A 17,270-nucleotide genomic window follows, 5' to 3' on the forward strand; every position below is an offset into this window, starting at 1 on the left:
TCGGCTCGTCTGGAGTGCAGACGAGCTGAGGGAGACCAGGGATGGTGCGAAGAACTGCCCGGGTGGCCGGGTTGGTGTTGACGGCGGGTGTGCTGATCGGGGCCGCGGCCTGTACGAGTACCCAGGGCGAGTCGGCCGCCGGGATGCCGATGATGACCGGGGTGCCCCAGCGGCCGGACACCGCGGGCGGGTACGACAGCGGCGGGGCGAAGGCCGAGGCCAACTCGGGTGCGGCGAGGGGAACCGGGGCAGCCCCGGAGGCGCCGGGGCAGTCGACGGGTGGGCCCGCGGTGCCGCAGCCGGGGGTGGACCGGAAGCTGGTGCGGACCGCGAGCCTGGAGCTGAGCTCGCCCAAGGTCGCCGACGCGGCCGCGAGCGCCCGGCGGGAGGCCGCCGCGGCGGGCGGCTACTCCGGTCAGGAGCAGGTGGACGACGACCTGGCGACATTGACCCTGTATGTGCCGTCCGACCGGCTGGACCAGGCGGTCGAGCGGCTGCGGGCGGTCGGGACGGTGCGCAACCAGGGGCAGACCGCGCAGGACGTGACCGAGCAGGTCGTCGATGTGGACAGTCGCATCGAGACCCAGCGGGCGAGCCTGAACCGGGTGCGCGCGCTGCTCGACCGGGCCACGTCGATGTCGGAGATCGTGCAGCTGGAGTCCGAGGTGTCCCGGCGCGAGTCGGACCTGGAGTCGCTGCTCAAGCGGCGGGATGCGCTGGCGGGCAGCGTCGCGATGTCCACGGTGAGCGTGCGGATCACCCGTGAGGGCGCGCCGGTGCCCGCGGTGGAGAACCGGGACTCGTTGGGCGGCGCGCTCGGCGACGGCTGGTCCGCGTTCGTGAGCACGGTCAAGGTCGTGGTGCTGGCCCTGGCCAGGCTGCTGCCGTTCGTTCTGGTCATCGGTGTGCCCGGCTATCTGATCTGGCGGGCCCGCCGGAATCGTCCTGGCAGGACGGTGTCGCCGCCGTCCGCGCCGACGTCGGTGCCGCCCGGTACCGGGACGGCGCACGAGGCGTGAGGGACGCGGGATGAGAGTCGCGGGGCGGTTCGAGCGAGGGGGAGTCGCGTTCTCGAACCGCCCCGCGACTGCCCGCTGCTTCCCGTGGCGGGGGGCACCCGGGAGCCTCGCGGGACCGGCGGCTCGGCAGGGGAGTCGAGCCGCGCGGGACGCCACCCGGACCAGGGAGTGCGTGGGAGCTGATCCGGCGCGGCTTAGGTCAACTTGTCAGATGCCGGACACCAGCACAAGGCCAACAGTTCCACCGATCGTGGATGTCGCAGACGGTTAGTAACTATTCGGTCACGACATTGCGTGTTCTTGCAACTATCCGTGCAAGATCCCTCGTTCGGACGCGGTTCGTACCCCCAAACGGGTGTTACGCGGTCGTGTTATCCCGCCGCCTGGTCCATCACACTTCGGCCGCCCGGTCCACGCCGGGACGCGCCCAGGCCGCGGCCGACCGCTCGGCGAGGCGGCCCGCGCCGGTCTGGCAGTCTTTCGCCATGGCCATCGGAACCCTGGTGCTGCTCCGCCACGGCGAGAGCGTGTGGAACGCGCAAAACCTCTTCACCGGCTGGGTGGACGTCGCCCTGTCCGACAAGGGCGTCGCCGAGGCGACCCGCGGCGGCGCGCTGCTGCGCGAGGCCGGGATCCTCCCGGACGTCGTGCACACCTCGCTGCTGCGCCGGGCGATCACCACCGCGCACCTCGCGCTGGACGCCGCCGACCGGCTGTGGATCCCGGTCAGGCGGGACTGGCGGCTCAACGAGCGGCACTACGGCGCGCTGCAGGGCAAGGACAAGAAGCAGACCCTGGCGGAGTTCGGCGAGGAGCAGTTCAAGCTCTGGCGCCGCTCCTACGACACGCCGCCGCCGACCATCGAGCCGGGCAGCGAGTTCAGCCAGGACGCCGACCCGCGCTACGCCGACCTGGCCGGGCAGGCCCCGCTGGCCGAGTGCCTCCAGGACGTCGTGGCCCGGCTTCTGCCGTACTGGGACGCCGAGATCGTGCCCGACCTGCGCGCGGGCCGGACCGTGCTGGTCGCGGCGCACGGCAACTCGCTGCGCGCCCTGGTCAAGCACCTGGACGGGATCTCCGACGCGGACATCGCCGGGCTCAACATTCCCACCGGCATCCCGCTGCGCTACGACCTGGACGACGACCTGAAGCCGGTCACCCCGGGCGGGCAGTACCTCGACCCGACCGCCGCCGAGGCCGCCATCAGCGCGGTCGCCAACCAGGGTCGCTGAGCCCTTCGGGCCGCCCGGTGCCACGTCCGCGTCGGGCGGCCCGCCCGAACCCCTTGGTGAACCCCGGTTCTTTTCGCGACCACCCTCGAATTGGACAAAGTGGACAGCCGGCCCGTCCATTTGAGAGTCCTTTGTAGTCCGCCGGGGGCGGCGTCGACGCGCCGGGCGCGAATGACACTACGAGGAATCATCGATCGGGGGCGTTCCCTCGAACGCTGGATGGCCGGCGCGGTATCTGGACGCCCGATGGCACGGCCCCGCTCGATTACTCGCCAGTAGGACACGGACGGGTGAACGAGGGTCGACTGAACGGGGAACAACCGGGCGCCCGGATGTCGGAACGGTCACCAATGCCCTGTCCGGGCTGGTCAAAGGCCCGGTCCGACTGCTTACGATCCTTGACGTGGCCGCACCGGTCTATCTCGCGCTGTCGCTCGGCACCCTGCTGATCGGCCTGTTCGTCGGCTTCCTGGTCGGTCGGTCCCGATCCAGGACCGCCGGCCGCACGCCGACCGGCCCCACGGTCGCCGAACTGGTCGAACGGATCATTCTGTCCACCCACACCGGCGTGGTCGTGCTCAACAGGTTCGGCGATGTGGTGATCCACAACCCGCGCGCCGAAGAGCTCGGCCTGGTCCGCAACAACCGCGTCGACGACCGGGCCCGCAAGGCCGCCGAGGTCGTCGTGGAGACCGGCGACCCCATCGAGGTCGACCTGTCCCCGCTGGAGGCACGCGGCGGCCGCACCCCGGAGGCGGTGCTCGGCGAGGTCCGCCCGCTCGGCGACGGGTTCACCGCCGTCGACGCCGACGACCAGTCCGACGCGGTCCGCCTGGAGGCCACCCGCCGGGACTTCGTGGCCAACGTCAGCCACGAGCTCAAGACTCCGGTCGGCGCCATGGCGCTGCTGGCCGAGGCGGTGCTGGACGCCGCCGACGACCCGGTCGAGGTACGCCGGTTCACCACCAAGATCCTGCACGAGGGCAACCGGCTGGGCACCCTGGTCACCGAGCTGATCGCGCTGTCCCGGCTGCAGGGCGCCGAGCGCCTGCCCGAGATGAACACCGTCGACGTGGACGCCGTGGTGCGCGAGGCGATGGGCCGCGCGCAGCTGGTCATGGAGTCCACCGGCATCGACGTCACCACCGACGAGGAGAGCGGCCTGCTCGTCCAGGGCGACCGCACCCTGCTCGTCACCGCACTGTCCAACCTGCTGGAGAACGCCCTCGCCTACTCCCCGCCCGGCAGCCCGGTGTCGATGAGCCGCACGCTCGCCGACGGGTTCGTCGAGATCGCGGTCACCGACCGCGGCATCGGCATCGCCGAGGAGGAGCAGCAGCGGGTGTTCGAGCGCTTCTACCGGGTGGACAAGGCCCGCTCGCGGGCCACCGGCGGCACCGGTCTGGGCCTGGCCATCGTCAAGCACGTAGCGGCCAACCACGGCGGCGAGGTGCGGCTGTGGAGCAAGCCGGGCCTCGGGTCCACCTTCACCCTGCGCGTCCCCGCGCACGTCGAGTCCCCCGGCTCCGGCACGGCCGCGGCCTCGACCACCACGAACGGCGCGGAGCTGGCCAAGGTCGGCAGCCGCGCGACGCTGCCGTCGAAATCCGACGGCGTCGCGACCGATCACGGAGGAATGGCATGACGAGAGTGCTGATCGTCGAGGACGAGGAGTCCTTCGCCGACCCGCTTGCCTTCCTGTTGCGCAAGGAGGGTTTCACCGCCGCGGTGGCCGTGACCGGCCAGCAGGCGCTGGAGGAGTTCGACCGCAACGGCGCGGACATCGTGCTGCTGGACCTGATGCTGCCGGGGATGAGCGGCACCGACGTGTGCAAGGCGCTGCGCCAGCGCTCCGCCGTGCCGGTGATCATGGTGACGGCCCGGGACAGCGAGATCGACAAGGTGGTCGGCCTGGAGCTGGGCGCCGACGACTACGTGACCAAGCCCTACTCGGCGCGCGAGCTGATCGCCCGGGTGCGCGCGGTGCTCCGCCGCGGCGGCGAGGCGGGCGGCGACGGCGAGCTGCTGCCCCAGGTGCTCGCGGCCGGACCGGTCCGGATGGACGTCGAGCGGCACGTGGTCACTGTGGACGGCACCGACATCCCGTTGCCGCTCAAGGAGTTCGACCTGCTGGAGTACCTGCTGCGCAACGTCGGCCGGGTGCTCACCCGCGGCCAGCTGATCGACCGGGTGTGGGGGGCGGACTACGTCGGCGACACCAAGACGCTGGACGTGCACGTGAAGCGGCTGCGCTCGAAGATCGAACCGGACCCGGCCTCGCCGCGGCACCTGGTCACGGTGCGCGGCCTCGGCTACAAGTTCGAGTCCTGACCGGCCCGGCCGACCACACTGTACGGTTCCGCACGTGCGCCTCGGTGTCCTAGACGTCGGTTCCAACACCGTCCACCTGCTCGTGGTGGACGCTCGTCGGGGTGCCCACCCCACGCCCGCCAGGTCGGAGAAAACCGTGCTGCGGCTGGCCGAACGGATCACCCCGTCCGGCCAACTGTCCAAGGTGGGCGCCGACGAGCTGGTCGCGGCCGTGGCCGCGGCGAAGGCATCCTCCGCGCGGCTGGGCTGCGCGGACCTGATGGCGTTCGCCACCTCGGCGGTGCGCGAGGCGGGCAACTCCGCCGCCGTGCTGCGCCGGGTGGCCAAGGAGACCGGGGTGGACCTGCGGGTGCTCTCCGGTGAGGACGAGGCCCGCTACACCTTCCTCGCGGCCCGCCGCTGGTACGGCTGGTCGGCGGGGAACCTGCTGGTCCTGGACATCGGCGGCGGCTCGCTGGAGATCGCCGCCGGGATCGACGAGGACCCGGACTTCGCCTGGTCGCTGCCGCTGGGCGCGGGCAGGCTCACCCGCACCCGGTTCACCGCCGACCCGCCCGGCCGCGACCAGGTCGAGCGCACCGCGGAGTGGATCGCCGCCGAGCTGGCCCCGGTGGCCCGCCGGGTGGTCAAGTACGGGCCGTTCGACCGGGCGGTGGCCACCTCCAAGACCTTCCGCACGCTGGCGCGGCTGACCGGGGCGGCGCCGTCCTCGGCCGGTCCGCTGGTGCCCAGGGTGCTCACCGACACCGCGCTCAGCCAGCTCATCGCGTTCATCTCCCGGATGTCGGCGGCCGACCTGGCCCAGCTGGAGGGGGTCAGCCCCAGCCGGGCGCACCAACTGGTGGCCGGTGCGCTGGTGGCGCAGGCCACTATGCGAGCGTTGTCACTGCCCGCGGTGGAGATCGGGCCGTGGGCGTTGCGCGAGGGCGTGATCCTGCGACGGCTGGACCAGACGAATGGCGAGGACCAGACTGTCTCCTCGGACTGAACATGATCCGGACGGCCGCCCCCGGCGACGGTAGGGTGCCGCCAGCGAAGCGTGCGGGCACTGGACGGATCTGCCCGCACGGGGCACGGTGGAGTGGATGAGTCAAGAAGGCGGTTCGGAGCGCACGCAGCGCACTGTGGCCGAGTTGCTGGCCAAGTACGGCGGCAACTCGGGCGAGAGCGCACCCAGGCGGCGGCGCCGCAAGCCCGACGACGCCTCGGACACCGCACCTCAGGCGATCATCGACCGGGTGCTGTCGGACAGCGGCAAGATGCTGCCGATCCGCGAGGACGCCGCGCCGCACGAGCGCGCCTCGCACCGCCAGGGCCGCCAGCCGTCCCCGCCGCCACCGGTGCGCGGGTCCGAGCCCGCGACGCCGCCCGGCGGCAGGCGGGCCGACCGCGTGCGCGGACCGGGCACGCCCGCGGGCTCGGCCGTGAACGGGCGCGCCGACCTGGGCCAACCGCCGACCGAGCAGCACCCGCCGGTGCGCCCGACGCCGCGTGCGGACGGGCCGCCCACCGAGCACCATCCGCCGGTGTCCCCGGAGCCCCGTCCGGGTGGGCACGGCGACCAGGCCCCGCTCGGCGCCCGACAGGCGCCGCCGCGGGTCGAGCAGCCGCGCCCGGAGGTCCACCCGGACCAGCGCAGGCGCGTCGAGCCGCGCGGTCCCGAACAGCGTGGCCCGGAACAGCGTGGCCCGGAACAGCGTGGTCCTGAGCGGCCCACGGCCAGACCGTCGGTCGAGCCGCGTCGGGAGCCCGAGCAGCCGCTTCCCCAGCAGCAGGCGCACCGCCCGCTCGGCGCGCGGCCGGACGCGGGCGAACCGCACACCGAGCAGCTGCCCCGGGTGCCCGCGGCGGACGAGCCGGACCCGGGCGAGCCGCCCGCTGGCCTGGCCAAGGGGCCGAACCGGGCCCCGCTGGTGCCGCGCCGCGGGCCGGGCAACGCCCGCCGCCCGCAGCTCAACCAGCCCACGCAGCAGAGCCCGGCGGCCCAGCCGTCCCAGCAGCTGCCGATCCCGCAGCCGTCCCAGCAACTACCGGTGCCGCAGCCCTCGCAGCAGCTACCGGTCCCGCAGCCGTCCCAGCAGCTGCCCGTGCCGCAGCCGTCGCAGCAGCTGCCGGTGCCGCCGGGCGCGCAGAGCGGTCGGCCGTCGCGGCCCGGGTTCCCGCCCGGCCGGCCGCCGGGCGAGTTCGCGGGCGACTCGGCCGAGACCGCGGTCGATCCGGACGGCCCGCCCGCCGAGTTCCACGAGGAGTACGAGGGCTTCGACGAGAAGGCGGCCAACCGGTTCACCGACTACCGGGCGCACGACGACTTCGCCGAGCCCGGCGACCGCGACGGGGCCGACGGCCCGCGCGCGGACCGGACCCGGCGCGGGGTCGACGTGCTCGACGACGAGCGCGACGAGTTCGCCGACGGGGACCGCGACTACCCGGACTACGACGATGACCGGGACGACCGGGACCGGGACGACCGGGACTCCGACGGATTCGACGACGAGGACGACGAGCGCGCCCCCGCCTCGGCAGGCCGGGAGTGGCTGATCATGGTCGGCCAGCTCGGCCTCGGCGTGGTCGGCGGCGCGGTCGTCTGGCTGGCGTTCAACTGGCTGTGGCGGGCGTTGCCCGCGGCCGCGCTGGTCGGCGCGCTGGTCGTGATCGTCGGCCTGGTGCTGATCGTGCGGAAGGTGCGGCGCGCCGAGGACCTGCAGACCACCGTGCTCGCGGTGCTGGTCGGCCTGCTCGCCACGGTGTCCCCGGCGGCGTTGCTGCTGCTCGGTCGTTGACCCGGATCCCGGTCGGCCTGTCCACCGCCTCGGTGTGGCCGCGGACCGCGTCCACCGGGTTCGCGCTGGCCGCAGAGCTGGGCTACGACGGCGTCGAGGTGATGGTCTGGGCCGACCCGCTCAGCCAGGACGTCCCCGGCCTGCGCAAGCGGTCGGCGCGCACCGGGGTGCCGGTGCTGGCGGTGCACGCGCCGTGCCTGCTGATCACCCAGCGGGTCTGGTCGGCAGATCCCGAGGTGCGGCTGCGCCGGGCGGTCGAGGCGGCGCAGGACCTGGGGGCGGGCACGGTCGTGGTGCACCCGCCGTTCCGCTGGCAGCGCCGCTACGCCGACGGGTTCGCCGATCTCGTGGCGGAGCTGGAGGCGGACAGCGGGGTCGCGGTCGCGGTGGAGAACATGTTCCCGGTCCGGCGCGGCCTCGGGGCGCGGTCGGTGGAGATGACCGCGTTCCGCCCGTCGATCGACCCCACCGACGTTGGCCACCGCAACTACACGCTCGACCTGTCGCACACCGCGGCCGCCCGGGTCGACGCGCTGGCCCTGGCCGGGCGGATGGGCGCCGGGCTGCGCCACCTGCACCTGGCGGACGGCACCGGACTGCCGAAGGACGAACATCTCGTGCCGGGGCGGGGGAACCAGCCGTGCGCGGCGGTGTGCCGGGCGTTGGCGGCGGGCGGGTTCGACGGTCAGGTCGTGGTGGAGATCAGCACCCGGCGCGCGCGGACATCGGAACAGCGGATGAATGATCTCGCCGAGGCGCTCCGGTTCGCCCGGACACATCTCGGTGGACACTGACCGGTAGGTGCCGACCAGTAGGCGCTGTCCGTCGGACACCGGGAAGTCGGTGTCGGAAAGCCGCATCGGGGCGGCTGACTTATGTGGACGATGAGTGGACATTAGGCGGTTCAGCGGAAAGGTGGGACGACCGGACGGATGATGGCTCGATAGGACATGGGCCGTACAGTCTCATCGTGAACCCGTTGCGTTCGTTGATTCTGGCTGCCGCGCGAAACGGCACCATCCGCCGTCTGGTGGCGACCGCTCCCGTGAGCCGGGACGTGGTGCGCCGCTTCGTGGCGGGCGAGACCACCGCAGACGCGGTCGCCGTGACCCGGCGACTCGTCCAGGACGGTCTCACCGTCACCCTCGACTATCTCGGTGAGGACACCACCGACACCGCCCAGGCCGAGCGGACCGTCCAGGCCTATCTGGACCTGCTCGACCGGCTGCACGCCGAAGGGCTGGCAGACCACGCCGAGGTGAGCGTGAAGCTGTCGGCCGTGGGGCAGATGCTCGACGAGGATCTGGCACTGGCGAACGCCAAACGGATCTGCCAGGCGGCGGAGGCCGCGGGCACGACGGTCACCCTCGACATGGAGGACCACACCACCACCGACTCGACCCTGCGCGTTCTGGCCGAGCTGCGCCGGACCTGGCCGTGGGTGGGCGCGGTGCTCCAGACCTACCTGCACCGCACGCTCGACGACGCGAAGCGGCTGTCCGCCGAGGGTTCCCGGGTCCGGCTGTGCAAGGGCGCGTACAAGGAGCCGGAGACGGTCGCCTTCGCGGACAAGACCGAGGTGGACAAGAGCTACGTGCGCTGCGTCAACGCGCTGCTCGCGGGCGACGGGTACCCGATGTTCGCCACGCACGACCCGCGCCTGGTGCGCATCGTGGACGAGCGCGCCGAGGCACACGGCCGCAAGCCGGGCAGCTTCGAGCACCAGATGCTCTACGGGATCCGGCCGGACGAGCAGCTGCGGCTGGCCCAGCAGGGCCACACCGTCCGCGTGTACGTGCCATTCGGCGAGGAGTGGTACGGCTACCTCATGCGCCGGATGGCCGAACGCCCGGCCAATACGACCTTCTTCCTCCGCGCCCTGGCGACCCGCGGATAGGCCGTGTTCCACGACCGCGCGGCGGCGGCGGTTCCCGAGGAGGTTCCGCCGCTCCGGCCGCGGTCAGCCCGCCGGGCCGGGGACGAAACCGGGCGAGCGAGCCGATCGGTGACACAGCGCAAAATTGCCGACCGGGGCGTGGCAGGCTATCGGCCATGAGTAGTGCTGCTGGGCACGGCGACGTTCGGGCGGGCGGGTCCGCCGCCCCGGGTGGGGCGTTCGCCGCGGCCGTCCGGGTGCGGCCGCTGGGCGACGGGACGTTCACCGCCGACCTGCCCGCCGCCTGGACGGTCGGCGGGCGCCCGCACGGGGGGTTCCTGATGGCGTTGCTGGCCAAGGCCGCCGTGGCCACGCACAGCGGCGCCGGGGCACCCCTGGTCGACCCGCTCTCGGTGAGCGCGCAGTTCCTGCGCCCACCCGGGGTGGGGCCGGTCCTGCTGCGCACCGATGTGCGCAAGTCGGGGCGGCGGACCACGGTCGTCGCGGTGCACCTGGAGCAGAGCGGGCACAGCTGCGTGGAGGGCGTGGTCACCACCGGCAGGCTGCCCCGGGAGCGGGCGGCCTGGGCCGACCTGCCCAACCAGCCCGCCGAGCCGCCGGGCAACGCCATCGACCTGGCCTCGGTGCCGTCGGCGGCGGGGTTCAAGCTTGGCGAGATGTGCGATGTGCGGCTGGACCCGAACGGGGCCGGTTTCCTGCACGGCCACATCGGCGACCCGCTGCGGCTGCGGCTGTGGACGCGGCCGCGCGGGGAGCAGGCCGACCCGTTGTTCGCGCTGGTGGCCGGGGACATCTCGATGCCGGTCACGTTCAACCTTGGCCGGTTGGGCTGGTCGCCGACGGTCCAGCTGACCGCGCACCTGCGGTCCCGGCCCGCGCCGGGCTGGCTGCGCATCCAGGTGGAGTCCAAGGCGGTGCACGGCATGTGGTTCGACTCGGACGCCACCGTGGTGGACTCCACCGGCAGGCTCGTCTGCCAGGCCAGGCAGCTGGCGCTGTCGGCGGTCAGCGGCTGAGTTTTCCGGTCATTCGTAGCGACCGCTGGATGTCCATGGCGAGCGCAGGCCCCAGGCCGCGCGCACGTCGTCGATCTGCACCGTCGCCATGCCCCGGTGCGCGCCAAGCGACTGCTTGGCGGCGGCCAGCAGGTCGAACGTGGCGACCAGGTCCGGCTCCGCGCGGACGCGCTCGTCCCGCTCGCGGGTGAACAGCTCCAGCACCGTCGCGCAGTGGTAGAGGTAGGTCGAGGTCTGGCCGCGCAACGGCGCCAGGTCCTTGTGCGCGAGGTCGTGCCCGCGCCACTTCCGGACCGCCTCCAGCAGTGACACCGGCGTCGGCCGCAGCCCGCGGATCTCGCGCAGGAACCGGGTCGAGTCGACGTCCACCTCCAGCCTGCCCACCGCCACCTGCACCGCGTGCGCCTTGCGATCCAGGTCCTCGCCCACCACCGCCGCGCAGACCTCGTCCAGCGTCGGCGGTTCCGCACGGCCCGCCGCGTAGCCGACCATGGCGCGCGCCACCCGGCGGACCTCGCGGGGCAGCCCGCCGCCGAGGCAGTAGGCGAGCCGGGCGAACGGTTCCGGCAGGCCGACCACCCAGCTGTCCAGCAGCCGCACGGTGTCGGCGAGGCTGAGCGGGTCGATGCGGACGATCTCCTGGAACGCGCTGTCGAACGCGTCCCGCACGGCCAGGCCGCGTCGCTCGAACGCGGCCAGCGCGTCGTCGGACACCGACACCACGAACTGGGTGCCCGGCGCGCCGAACAGACCCTTGATCTCGTTGAGGAAATGCTCGGCCGACTCCGCGGTGGTGATCTTGTCCAGCTCGTCCACGGTGATCAGCACCTGGTGTCCGGGGCGGGCGGCCGCGTATTCACCGAGAAAGCGGTGGAACGCGTCGGAGATCTCCGGATAGGTCAACGGTTTCTCGGCGAGCTGCCTGCTCGTGCTGAACGAGCCCTCCGCGCCGCCGACCGCGAACTTGCCCGACCATCCCGTGGTGTGGGTTTGCAGATAACGGATCTGGGTCAGCTGCGCGCGGGCGAGCACCACCATTCGGTCTTGTGTGCGCGGATTCCCGGACAGCCAGCGCGCGGCCACGAGCAATCCGTGCCCGACGGCCGGGAGCAGATCGACGAGGAGGTTGTAGAAAGCCAGGAAAGCGCCCGCGCCCAACAGGACCGCGGGCAGCAGCCGCCAATCGATGGCGGTGAGCAGGTCCACCGGGACGCGGCTGAACACCGATCCCCAACCGACCACGGCCGCGGTCGCCAGGTAGGTGGCGCCCAGCGCCAGGACCGTGAGCACGGACATGCGCGCCAACTCGTAGCGGGTGCGCGCCCAATAGTGGCGGCGGAGCGTGGTCCGGGTGCTGGCGGAGATCACCGCCTGGCATATGCGGGCGAACAGGTGCAGCACGAACTCGCGCGGGTCGTACTGCACCGGCGCGGACACCGAGATCTTCAGCGCCGTACGGTCCTGCTGGGACAGTCCGGCGAAATGCTCGATCACCGTGCTCTTCCCGACTCCGCGCGGCCCGGCCAGTCCGAGCGCGCCGGTGCCGACCCGCCGCGCCGCCGCCTGGAAGCGGGCGACGCCCTCGGTGACCGCGGGACTGGGCGTCCGGTCGCCGCTGAGACCGGGCGCGCCGTCGGCGGGCAGGTCCAGACTGGTGCGCAGCACCGGCTCCAGGTGGGTGTTGAGCAGGCGCCGCAACAACTCGGTGACGTGCGCGTCCAGCAGCCGGGTGCCATGCGGGGTCGGGGTGGTCGGGGGCGGGGCTAAGCGGGACCGCACCTTGTCGGCCAGCCTGCGCGACCACGAGGTGCGCCGCCGCCCCTCGACCATCGCCGTGTCGAACGCGGCCTGCATCCTGGCATTGATCACCGCGATCTCGGCGCGCGCCTCGGCCGCGATCGCGCGCAGGGTCACCTCCCGGTGTTGCACGGCCTCGGCGAGCAGCACCTGATCGGGAATGCCCGCGCGGGCCAGGCCCGCGGCGATATCAGGCTGCTGGAGCGCGCGCCGGGCGCTGAGGTCGAACGCCTGCTCAAGCAGGTGTTCGGTGGCTCGGGGAGCTGGGCCCATCCGTACTCCGATCGTGGTCCGTCCGACACCGAGATCGTTCCCGGACCCGTTCCCGTTAATTCCGGGAACCGGTGATTAGCCTGGATGCCATGACTCAGGCGAACGCGCGCCCGGTGATCGCGGTCCTCGGCGCGGGCAAGATCGGCGAGGCGCTGCTGTCCGGGCTGCTGCACGGCGGCAGGCAGGCCGACGAGCTGCTGTTCACCGAGCGCTCGGCGACCCGCTCGGCGCAGCTGACCGACACCTACGGCATCGACTCGGTGGACGTGCCGACCGCGGCCAAGAGCGCCGACGTGCTGGTGGTGGCGGTCAAGCCGCAGGACATCGACCCGCTGCTGGACGAGCTGGCCCCGGCGGTCGGCGCGGACACCCTGATCGTGTCGTTGTGCGCGGGCCTGCCGACCGCCCTGTTCGAGCGCAGGCTGCCCACCGGGGTACCGGTGGTCCGGGTCATGCCGAACACGCCGATGCTGGTCGGCGAGGCCATGAGCGCCATCTCCCCGGGCAAGCACGCCACCGCCGCGCACCTGGCCGTGGTCGAGGAGCTGCTGACCGTGGTCGGCAAGGTCGTGCGGGTGCCCGAGTCCCAGCAGGACGCGGTCACCGCGCTGTCCGGCTCCGGCCCGGCCTACTTCTTCTTCCTGGTCGAGGCCATGATCGACGCGGGCATCCTGCTCGGCCTGCCGCGCGCGGTCGCGGAGAAGCTGATCGTCCAGTCGGCCGTCGGCGCGGCCACCATGCTGGCCGAGACCGGCGAGCACCCGGTCACCCTGCGCGAGGCCGTCACCTCGCCCGCGGGCACCACCATCATGGCCATCCGGGAGCTGGAGAACCACGGTGTGCGGGCCGCGCTGCTGGCCGCGATCGAGGCCGCGCGGGACCGCTCGCGGGAGCTCGGACGGGCGCACGAGGCAGATTGAGCCGAAAGTGACGTCGCACTAGTCACACGTGTCCCGCTACTCTCGATCGGTACACGTGCGTGTCGAATCCGTCGGTGGGGAAGCCGGCGGCGCGACGCGTGGTTAAGGACGCGGTGGATCATGCCTGCGAGCAAGCACTCCGATCCACCCGGCCTCCCGCAGGTGCAATTCCTGACGGTGGCCGAGGTGGCGGCCCTCATGCGGGTCTCGAAGATGACGGTTTACCGGCTCGTGCACAGCGGCGAGCTACCCGCGGTGCGGGTGGGCAAGTCGTTCCGGGTGCCGGAGAAGGCCGTGCACGACTATCTGCAGAACGCCTACTTCGACGCCGGGTGACCGCCCGCCGACGAGGGCGAGAAGACCGCCGGGTACTCTGGTCAGCCGTTGTGCCTGGTGTCTAGGCGCGCGTCCGTGACGTCGCCGCATCGCCAGCGCCGGACACCGGAACGACTGGAAGACGAAGGAACCACATGGGCTCGGTCATCAAGAAGCGTCGCAAGCGCATGTCGAAGAAGAAGCACCGCAAGCTGCTGCGCAAGACTCGCGTCCAGCGTCGCAAGCTGAAGAAGTAGGCGGTACGCGTCTTCCGGCGTCCGCTCCCGACCGGGCGCGGACGCCGTGGCGACTCTGCGGCGTGGGCCGGGGACAACCCATGTGACCTGCGGTGACAGTGCGTTGTCGGACCCGGGTGGGGCGGCACCGGGGGTATCGTCGGTGCCCTCGACGCCCACTACCCGGGGGTTCCCGTGTCGCCACGAGTCGTCCTGGTCACCGGTGTCGGCGGCTACCTGGGCGGGCACCTCGCCGCCCGGCTGGCGGCCGACCCCGCCGTCGGGCGAGTGCTCGGCGTGGACACCGTCGCCCCGCACCGCGAGGTCCGCGACCTCGCCGGGGGCGGGCTGGAGTTCGTGCGCGCCGACATCCGCAACCCGCTGATCGCCAAGGTGATCACCGGGGCCGAGGTGGACACGGTCGTGCACGTGGCGCTGACCGCCGTCCCACCGGGCCCGGCCCGACGCAGCGCGGTGAAGGAAGCCAACGTCATCGGCGCCATGCAGCTGCTGGCGGCCTGCCAGCGGGCACCGTCCGTGCGGCGGCTGGTGGTCAAGTCCACCGCCGCGGTCTACGGCGCGGGCGCCCGGTCACCCGCCGTGCTCACCGAGGCCGACCCGCCGCGCGAGGTGTCCTCGAACGGGTACGCCCGGGACGCGATCGAGGTCGAGGAGTACGTGCGCGGGTTCGCCCGCCGCCGCCCGGACGTGGCCGTGACCGTGGTCCGGCTGGCCAACCTGATCGGTCCCCGGGTCGACACCGTGCTCACCCGCTACTTCGCGCTGCCCGTGGTGCCGACCGTGCTCGGCTACGACGCGCGCGTCCAGCTGCTGCACGCCGAGGACGCCCTGGCGGTCCTGGAGCGGGCGGCCACCCATTCGATACCCGGCGTGTTCAACGCGGGCGCGGACGGCGTGCTGATGCTGTCGCAGGCCATCCGCCGGGCGGGCCGGGTGCCGTTACCGGTGCCGGGCGCGGCCATGCCGATGGCGGGCCGGTTCCTGCGCGGCGCCCGCCTGGTCGACTTCTCCGCCGACCACGTCCGCTACCTCACCCACGGCCGCGTCCTGGACACCACGCGGCTGCGCGAGGTGTTCGGGTTCACCCCGCGGTGGACCACTCGGCAGGCGTTCGACGACTACGTGCGTGGGTCGGGATTGCGGCCGGTGCTGCGCACGGGCCTGGTCGAGGCCGCGGAGCGCGGATTGGCGGGGACGCGATGAGAGAGGCCCGGGTGATCCCGTTCGACCGAGCCCGCCGAGCGGCGCGCGAGGAGCCGCCCGTCGAACCGACGCCATCGCGCCCCGACGCCCCGGCAGCACCCACTGGCCTGCGGCAGAGCCTGGCGAACGTGCTCGGGTTCGCCCGCAGAAGGCTGACCGGCGACTACCAGGTCGACAGGTTCGGGTTCGATCCGGAGCTCACCGAGGCGGTGCTGCTGCCCCCGCTGCGGCCGATCTACCGGAACTGGTTCCGCGTGGAGGTCAGCGGCGCCGAGCACATACCGGCCCGGGGCGGCGCGCTGATCGTCAGCAACCACTCGGGCACGCTGCCGTTGGACGCGTTGATGACCGCGGTGGCCGTGCACGACAACCGGCCCGGTCGACACCTGCGCATGCTGGGCGCCGACCTGGTCTTCCAGATCCCGCTGCTGAGCGCGTTGGCCCGGAAATCGGGTCACACCCTGGCCTGCATGTCCGACGCCGAGCACCTGCTGCGCGCCGGTGAGCTGGTCGGCGTCTGGCCGGAGGGGTTCAAGGGGATCGGCAAGCCGTTCGCCGACCGGTACAAGCTGCAGCGGTTCGGCCGCGGCGGGTTTGTCGCCGCCGCGCTGCGCAGCGGCGTGCCGATCATCCCGTGCTCGGTCGTGGGCGCCGAGGAGATCTACCCGAAGATCGCCGACAGCCGAACCCTGGCCCGGCTGCTCGGCCTGCCCTACTTCCCGGTCACGCCGTTCTTCCCGCTGCTCGGCCCGCTGGGCGCGATCCCGCTGCCGACCAAGTGGCACATCCGGTTCGGCGAGCCCATCCCGGTCGACGAGTACGGCCGGGACGCGGCCGAGGACCCGATGCTCGTGTTCACCGTCACCGACGAGGTGCGGGAGACCATCCAGCAGACCCTCTACCGGCTGCTCGACCAGCGCGGGAACCCGTTCCTGGGCTGACCGGGCGTCACGCCCGGACCGGCAGGCTGCGGAAGCCCCCGATCACCACTGTCGGACGGCGGCGTGGCGTACCGGCGAGGCGGAGCCGCGGCAGCGCCTCGGCCAGCGCGGTGAGCGCCAACTCACCCTCCAACCTGGCCAGCGGCGCGCCAAGGCAGTAGTGGATGCCGGAGGAGAACGCCAGGTGGTCGCCCCGGTTCGGGCGGCCGATGTCGAACTCGTCCGGCCGGGTGAACACCGCCGGGTCCCGGTTCGCCGCGCCGATGGCGACCACCACCATGGTGTCCTTGGCCAGCGGGACCCCGCCGATCTCGGTGTCCTCGTGGGCGAACCGCGAGTTCAGCCGCACCGGCGGCAGGTAGCGCAGCACCTCGTCCACGCCCGCGCCCGCCAGGCCCGGGTCGGCGCACAGCCGGTCCCACTGCTCGGGGTTGCGGGCGAACGCCCACACCGCGTTGCCGATCAGGTTGGTGGTGGTCTCGAACCCGGCTACCAGCAGCAGCTCACAGGTGGTGGCCAGGTCGGTCTCGCTGATCGTGCCGTCCGGGTCGGCGGCCAGCATGCCGCTGATCACGTCCGGGCCCGGCTCGCGGCGGCGCTCGGCGATCAAGCGGGTGAACAGCGCCCGCATCTCCCGGTTCGCGGTGCGCAGCGCGCGGGCGTGCCGCACCGACTTGATGCCGTCCAGCGAGGCGGCCAGCACCCGGCCGTAGCGGGCGAAGGTCGGCGCGTCGACGCCCGGGATGCCAAGCAGGTCGCTGATCACCCGGATGGGCAGCGGCGTGGCGAACTCCGCCATCAGGTCGAAGGTGCCCAGCGCCAGCGCGCGGTCCAGGTTCTCGTGGGTGGCTTTCTTGACGTTCGCGCGGTAGCAGGCGATCTCGGACGGGCTGAACGCGGGCCGGGCCAGGGTACGCAGCCGGGTGTGGTCGGGCGGGTCCATCTCCAGGAACGACGGGACCATCGCCACCTCGGACGGCAGCGGGGACGCCGCGAACGGGGGCGGGTTCACGCCATCGGTGCTGCGTACGCCGAACCGGCGGTCGCGCAGCACCTTCGAGCACAGCTCGTGGGTGGCGATCGTGGTCAGCCCGACCGGGCTGCGGTGCACGCCGCCGCCCGAACGCAGCTTGGCGTAGATCGGGTATGGGTCGGAGCGCCACGGCGGGGACAGCAGCCGCGCCAACGCGTCGCCGCGCGCGGCCATGGCCCACAGGATCGTCCACTGCGCGGTCAACCGGGCGCCCAGGCGTAACTCGGCCTCCATGCTCCCCGACCGTACTGGAGGG

At 72.7% G+C, this 17,270-nt stretch carries 16 protein-coding genes; 14 read left to right on the forward strand and 2 right to left on the reverse strand.

Annotated features, from left to right (window positions below):
- Positions 1 to 41 precede the first annotated feature (41 nt).
- From C503_RS40590 to C503_RS40600, 9 genes are all read left to right on the forward strand, one after another.
- Positions 42 to 1,019 carry a DUF4349 domain-containing protein gene (locus tag C503_RS40590; RefSeq protein WP_084477287.1) on the forward strand — a complete coding sequence of 326 codons (978 nt, stop codon included), beginning with the start codon at positions 42 to 44 and terminating at the stop codon, positions 1,017 to 1,019.
- Between the two features lie 485 nt (positions 1,020 to 1,504).
- Positions 1,505 to 2,251, forward strand: coding sequence for a phosphoglyceromutase (locus tag C503_RS0124185; RefSeq protein WP_018684815.1), 747 nt, complete (start codon positions 1,505 to 1,507; stop codon positions 2,249 to 2,251).
- Between the two features lie 403 nt (positions 2,252 to 2,654).
- Positions 2,655 to 3,896, forward strand: coding sequence for a sensor histidine kinase (locus C503_RS0124190; RefSeq protein WP_018684816.1), 1,242 nt, complete (start codon positions 2,655 to 2,657; stop codon positions 3,894 to 3,896).
- A complete protein-coding gene (locus tag C503_RS0124195) occupies positions 3,893 to 4,582 on the forward strand; it encodes a response regulator transcription factor (protein WP_026316650.1) in 690 nt (229 codons plus the stop codon). The genes C503_RS0124190 and C503_RS0124195 overlap by 4 nt, the downstream gene beginning before the upstream one ends.
- 34 nt (positions 4,583 to 4,616) lie before the next feature.
- The gene (locus C503_RS0124200; RefSeq protein WP_018684818.1) at positions 4,617 to 5,570 is read left to right on the forward strand and encodes a Ppx/GppA family phosphatase; all 954 of its coding nucleotides are present in this window, start codon (positions 4,617 to 4,619) and stop codon (positions 5,568 to 5,570) included.
- A 97-nt stretch (positions 5,571 to 5,667) separates the two neighbouring features.
- Entirely contained in the window at positions 5,668 to 7,362 is a 1,695-nt protein-coding gene (locus C503_RS47390; protein WP_211222451.1) for a hypothetical protein, read from the forward strand.
- The gene (locus C503_RS0124210) at positions 7,359 to 8,156 is read left to right on the forward strand and encodes a sugar phosphate isomerase/epimerase family protein (protein WP_018684819.1); all 798 of its coding nucleotides are present in this window, start codon (positions 7,359 to 7,361) and stop codon (positions 8,154 to 8,156) included. Before C503_RS47390 ends, C503_RS0124210 begins: the two co-directional genes overlap by 4 nt.
- A gap of 176 nt (positions 8,157 to 8,332) precedes the next feature.
- Positions 8,333 to 9,259 carry a proline dehydrogenase family protein gene (locus tag C503_RS0124215; protein ID WP_018684820.1) on the forward strand — a complete coding sequence of 309 codons (927 nt, stop codon included), beginning with the start codon at positions 8,333 to 8,335 and terminating at the stop codon, positions 9,257 to 9,259.
- Between the two features lie 155 nt (positions 9,260 to 9,414).
- Positions 9,415 to 10,275: a thioesterase family protein gene (locus C503_RS40600; RefSeq protein WP_051114929.1), complete on the forward strand. Its 861-nt coding sequence runs from the start codon at positions 9,415 to 9,417 to the stop codon at positions 10,273 to 10,275.
- 9 nt (positions 10,276 to 10,284) lie between these two features.
- Here the strand turns inward: C503_RS40600 and C503_RS0124225 are convergent, their stop codons facing one another.
- Positions 10,285 to 12,345 (reverse strand): hypothetical protein, encoded by a 2,061-nt coding sequence (locus C503_RS0124225; RefSeq protein ID WP_018684822.1) that lies wholly within the window; start codon positions 12,343 to 12,345, stop codon positions 10,285 to 10,287.
- An 89-nt stretch (positions 12,346 to 12,434) separates the two neighbouring features.
- Here C503_RS0124225 and proC point away from each other — a divergent pair, with 89 nt between their 5' ends.
- The 5 genes from proC to C503_RS0124250 all read left to right on the forward strand — a co-directional run bounded on the left by proC (position 12,435) and on the right by C503_RS0124250 (position 15,981).
- A complete protein-coding gene (proC, locus tag C503_RS0124230) occupies positions 12,435 to 13,265 on the forward strand; it encodes a pyrroline-5-carboxylate reductase (protein WP_018684823.1) in 831 nt (276 codons plus the stop codon).
- 120 nt (positions 13,266 to 13,385) lie between these two features.
- A complete protein-coding gene (locus C503_RS0124235) occupies positions 13,386 to 13,601 on the forward strand; it encodes a helix-turn-helix domain-containing protein (protein ID WP_018684824.1) in 216 nt (71 codons plus the stop codon).
- Positions 13,602 to 13,735: 134 nt separating this feature from the next.
- A complete protein-coding gene (locus tag C503_RS44850; RefSeq protein WP_018684825.1) occupies positions 13,736 to 13,837 on the forward strand; it encodes a 30S ribosomal protein bS22 in 102 nt (33 codons plus the stop codon).
- A 174-nt stretch (positions 13,838 to 14,011) separates the two neighbouring features.
- Positions 14,012 to 15,040, forward strand: a complete 1,029-nt coding sequence (locus tag C503_RS0124245) for an NAD-dependent epimerase/dehydratase family protein (RefSeq protein WP_018684826.1) — start codon at positions 14,012 to 14,014, stop codon at positions 15,038 to 15,040.
- Entirely contained in the window at positions 15,037 to 15,981 is a 945-nt protein-coding gene (locus C503_RS0124250) for a lysophospholipid acyltransferase family protein (protein WP_033400984.1), read from the forward strand. The genes C503_RS0124245 and C503_RS0124250 overlap by 4 nt, the downstream gene beginning before the upstream one ends.
- Positions 15,982 to 15,988: 7 nt before the next feature.
- Here the strand turns inward: C503_RS0124250 and C503_RS0124255 are convergent, their stop codons facing one another.
- Complete coding sequence (locus C503_RS0124255) at positions 15,989 to 17,248, reverse strand: cytochrome P450 (protein WP_018684828.1); 1,260 nt, start codon at positions 17,246 to 17,248, stop codon at positions 15,989 to 15,991.
- Between the last annotated feature and the right edge of the window lie 22 nt (positions 17,249 to 17,270).

It is taken from the genome of Actinokineospora enzanensis DSM 44649 (assembly GCF_000374445.1).
In the GTDB taxonomy this organism is placed as follows: Bacteria; Actinomycetota; Actinomycetes; order Mycobacteriales; family Pseudonocardiaceae; genus Actinokineospora; species Actinokineospora enzanensis.

What these genes read in the sequence shown, in the direction of transcription:
- C503_RS47390 (WP_211222451.1), top strand. Translation starts at nt 5,668, where the DNA reads ATGAGTCAAGAAGGCGGTTCGGAGCGCACGCAGCGCACTGTGGCCGAG.
- C503_RS0124255 (WP_018684828.1), bottom strand. Translation starts at nt 17,248, where the DNA reads ATGGAGGCCGAGTTACGCCTGGGCGCCCGGTTGACCGCGCAGTGGACG.
- C503_RS0124185 (WP_018684815.1), top strand. Translation starts at nt 1,505, where the DNA reads ATGGCCATCGGAACCCTGGTGCTGCTCCGCCACGGCGAGAGCGTGTGG.
- C503_RS0124250 (WP_033400984.1), top strand. Translation starts at nt 15,037, where the DNA reads ATGAGAGAGGCCCGGGTGATCCCGTTCGACCGAGCCCGCCGAGCGGCG.
- C503_RS40590 (WP_084477287.1), top strand. Translation starts at nt 42, where the DNA reads ATGGTGCGAAGAACTGCCCGGGTGGCCGGGTTGGTGTTGACGGCGGGT.
- proC (WP_018684823.1), top strand. Translation starts at nt 12,435, where the DNA reads ATGACTCAGGCGAACGCGCGCCCGGTGATCGCGGTCCTCGGCGCGGGC.
- C503_RS40600 (WP_051114929.1), top strand. Translation starts at nt 9,415, where the DNA reads ATGAGTAGTGCTGCTGGGCACGGCGACGTTCGGGCGGGCGGGTCCGCC.
- C503_RS0124225 (WP_018684822.1), bottom strand. Translation starts at nt 12,345, where the DNA reads ATGGGCCCAGCTCCCCGAGCCACCGAACACCTGCTTGAGCAGGCGTTC.
- C503_RS0124235 (WP_018684824.1), top strand. Translation starts at nt 13,386, where the DNA reads ATGCCTGCGAGCAAGCACTCCGATCCACCCGGCCTCCCGCAGGTGCAA.
- C503_RS0124195 (WP_026316650.1), top strand. Translation starts at nt 3,893, where the DNA reads ATGACGAGAGTGCTGATCGTCGAGGACGAGGAGTCCTTCGCCGACCCG.
- C503_RS44850 (WP_018684825.1), top strand. Translation starts at nt 13,736, where the DNA reads ATGGGCTCGGTCATCAAGAAGCGTCGCAAGCGCATGTCGAAGAAGAAG.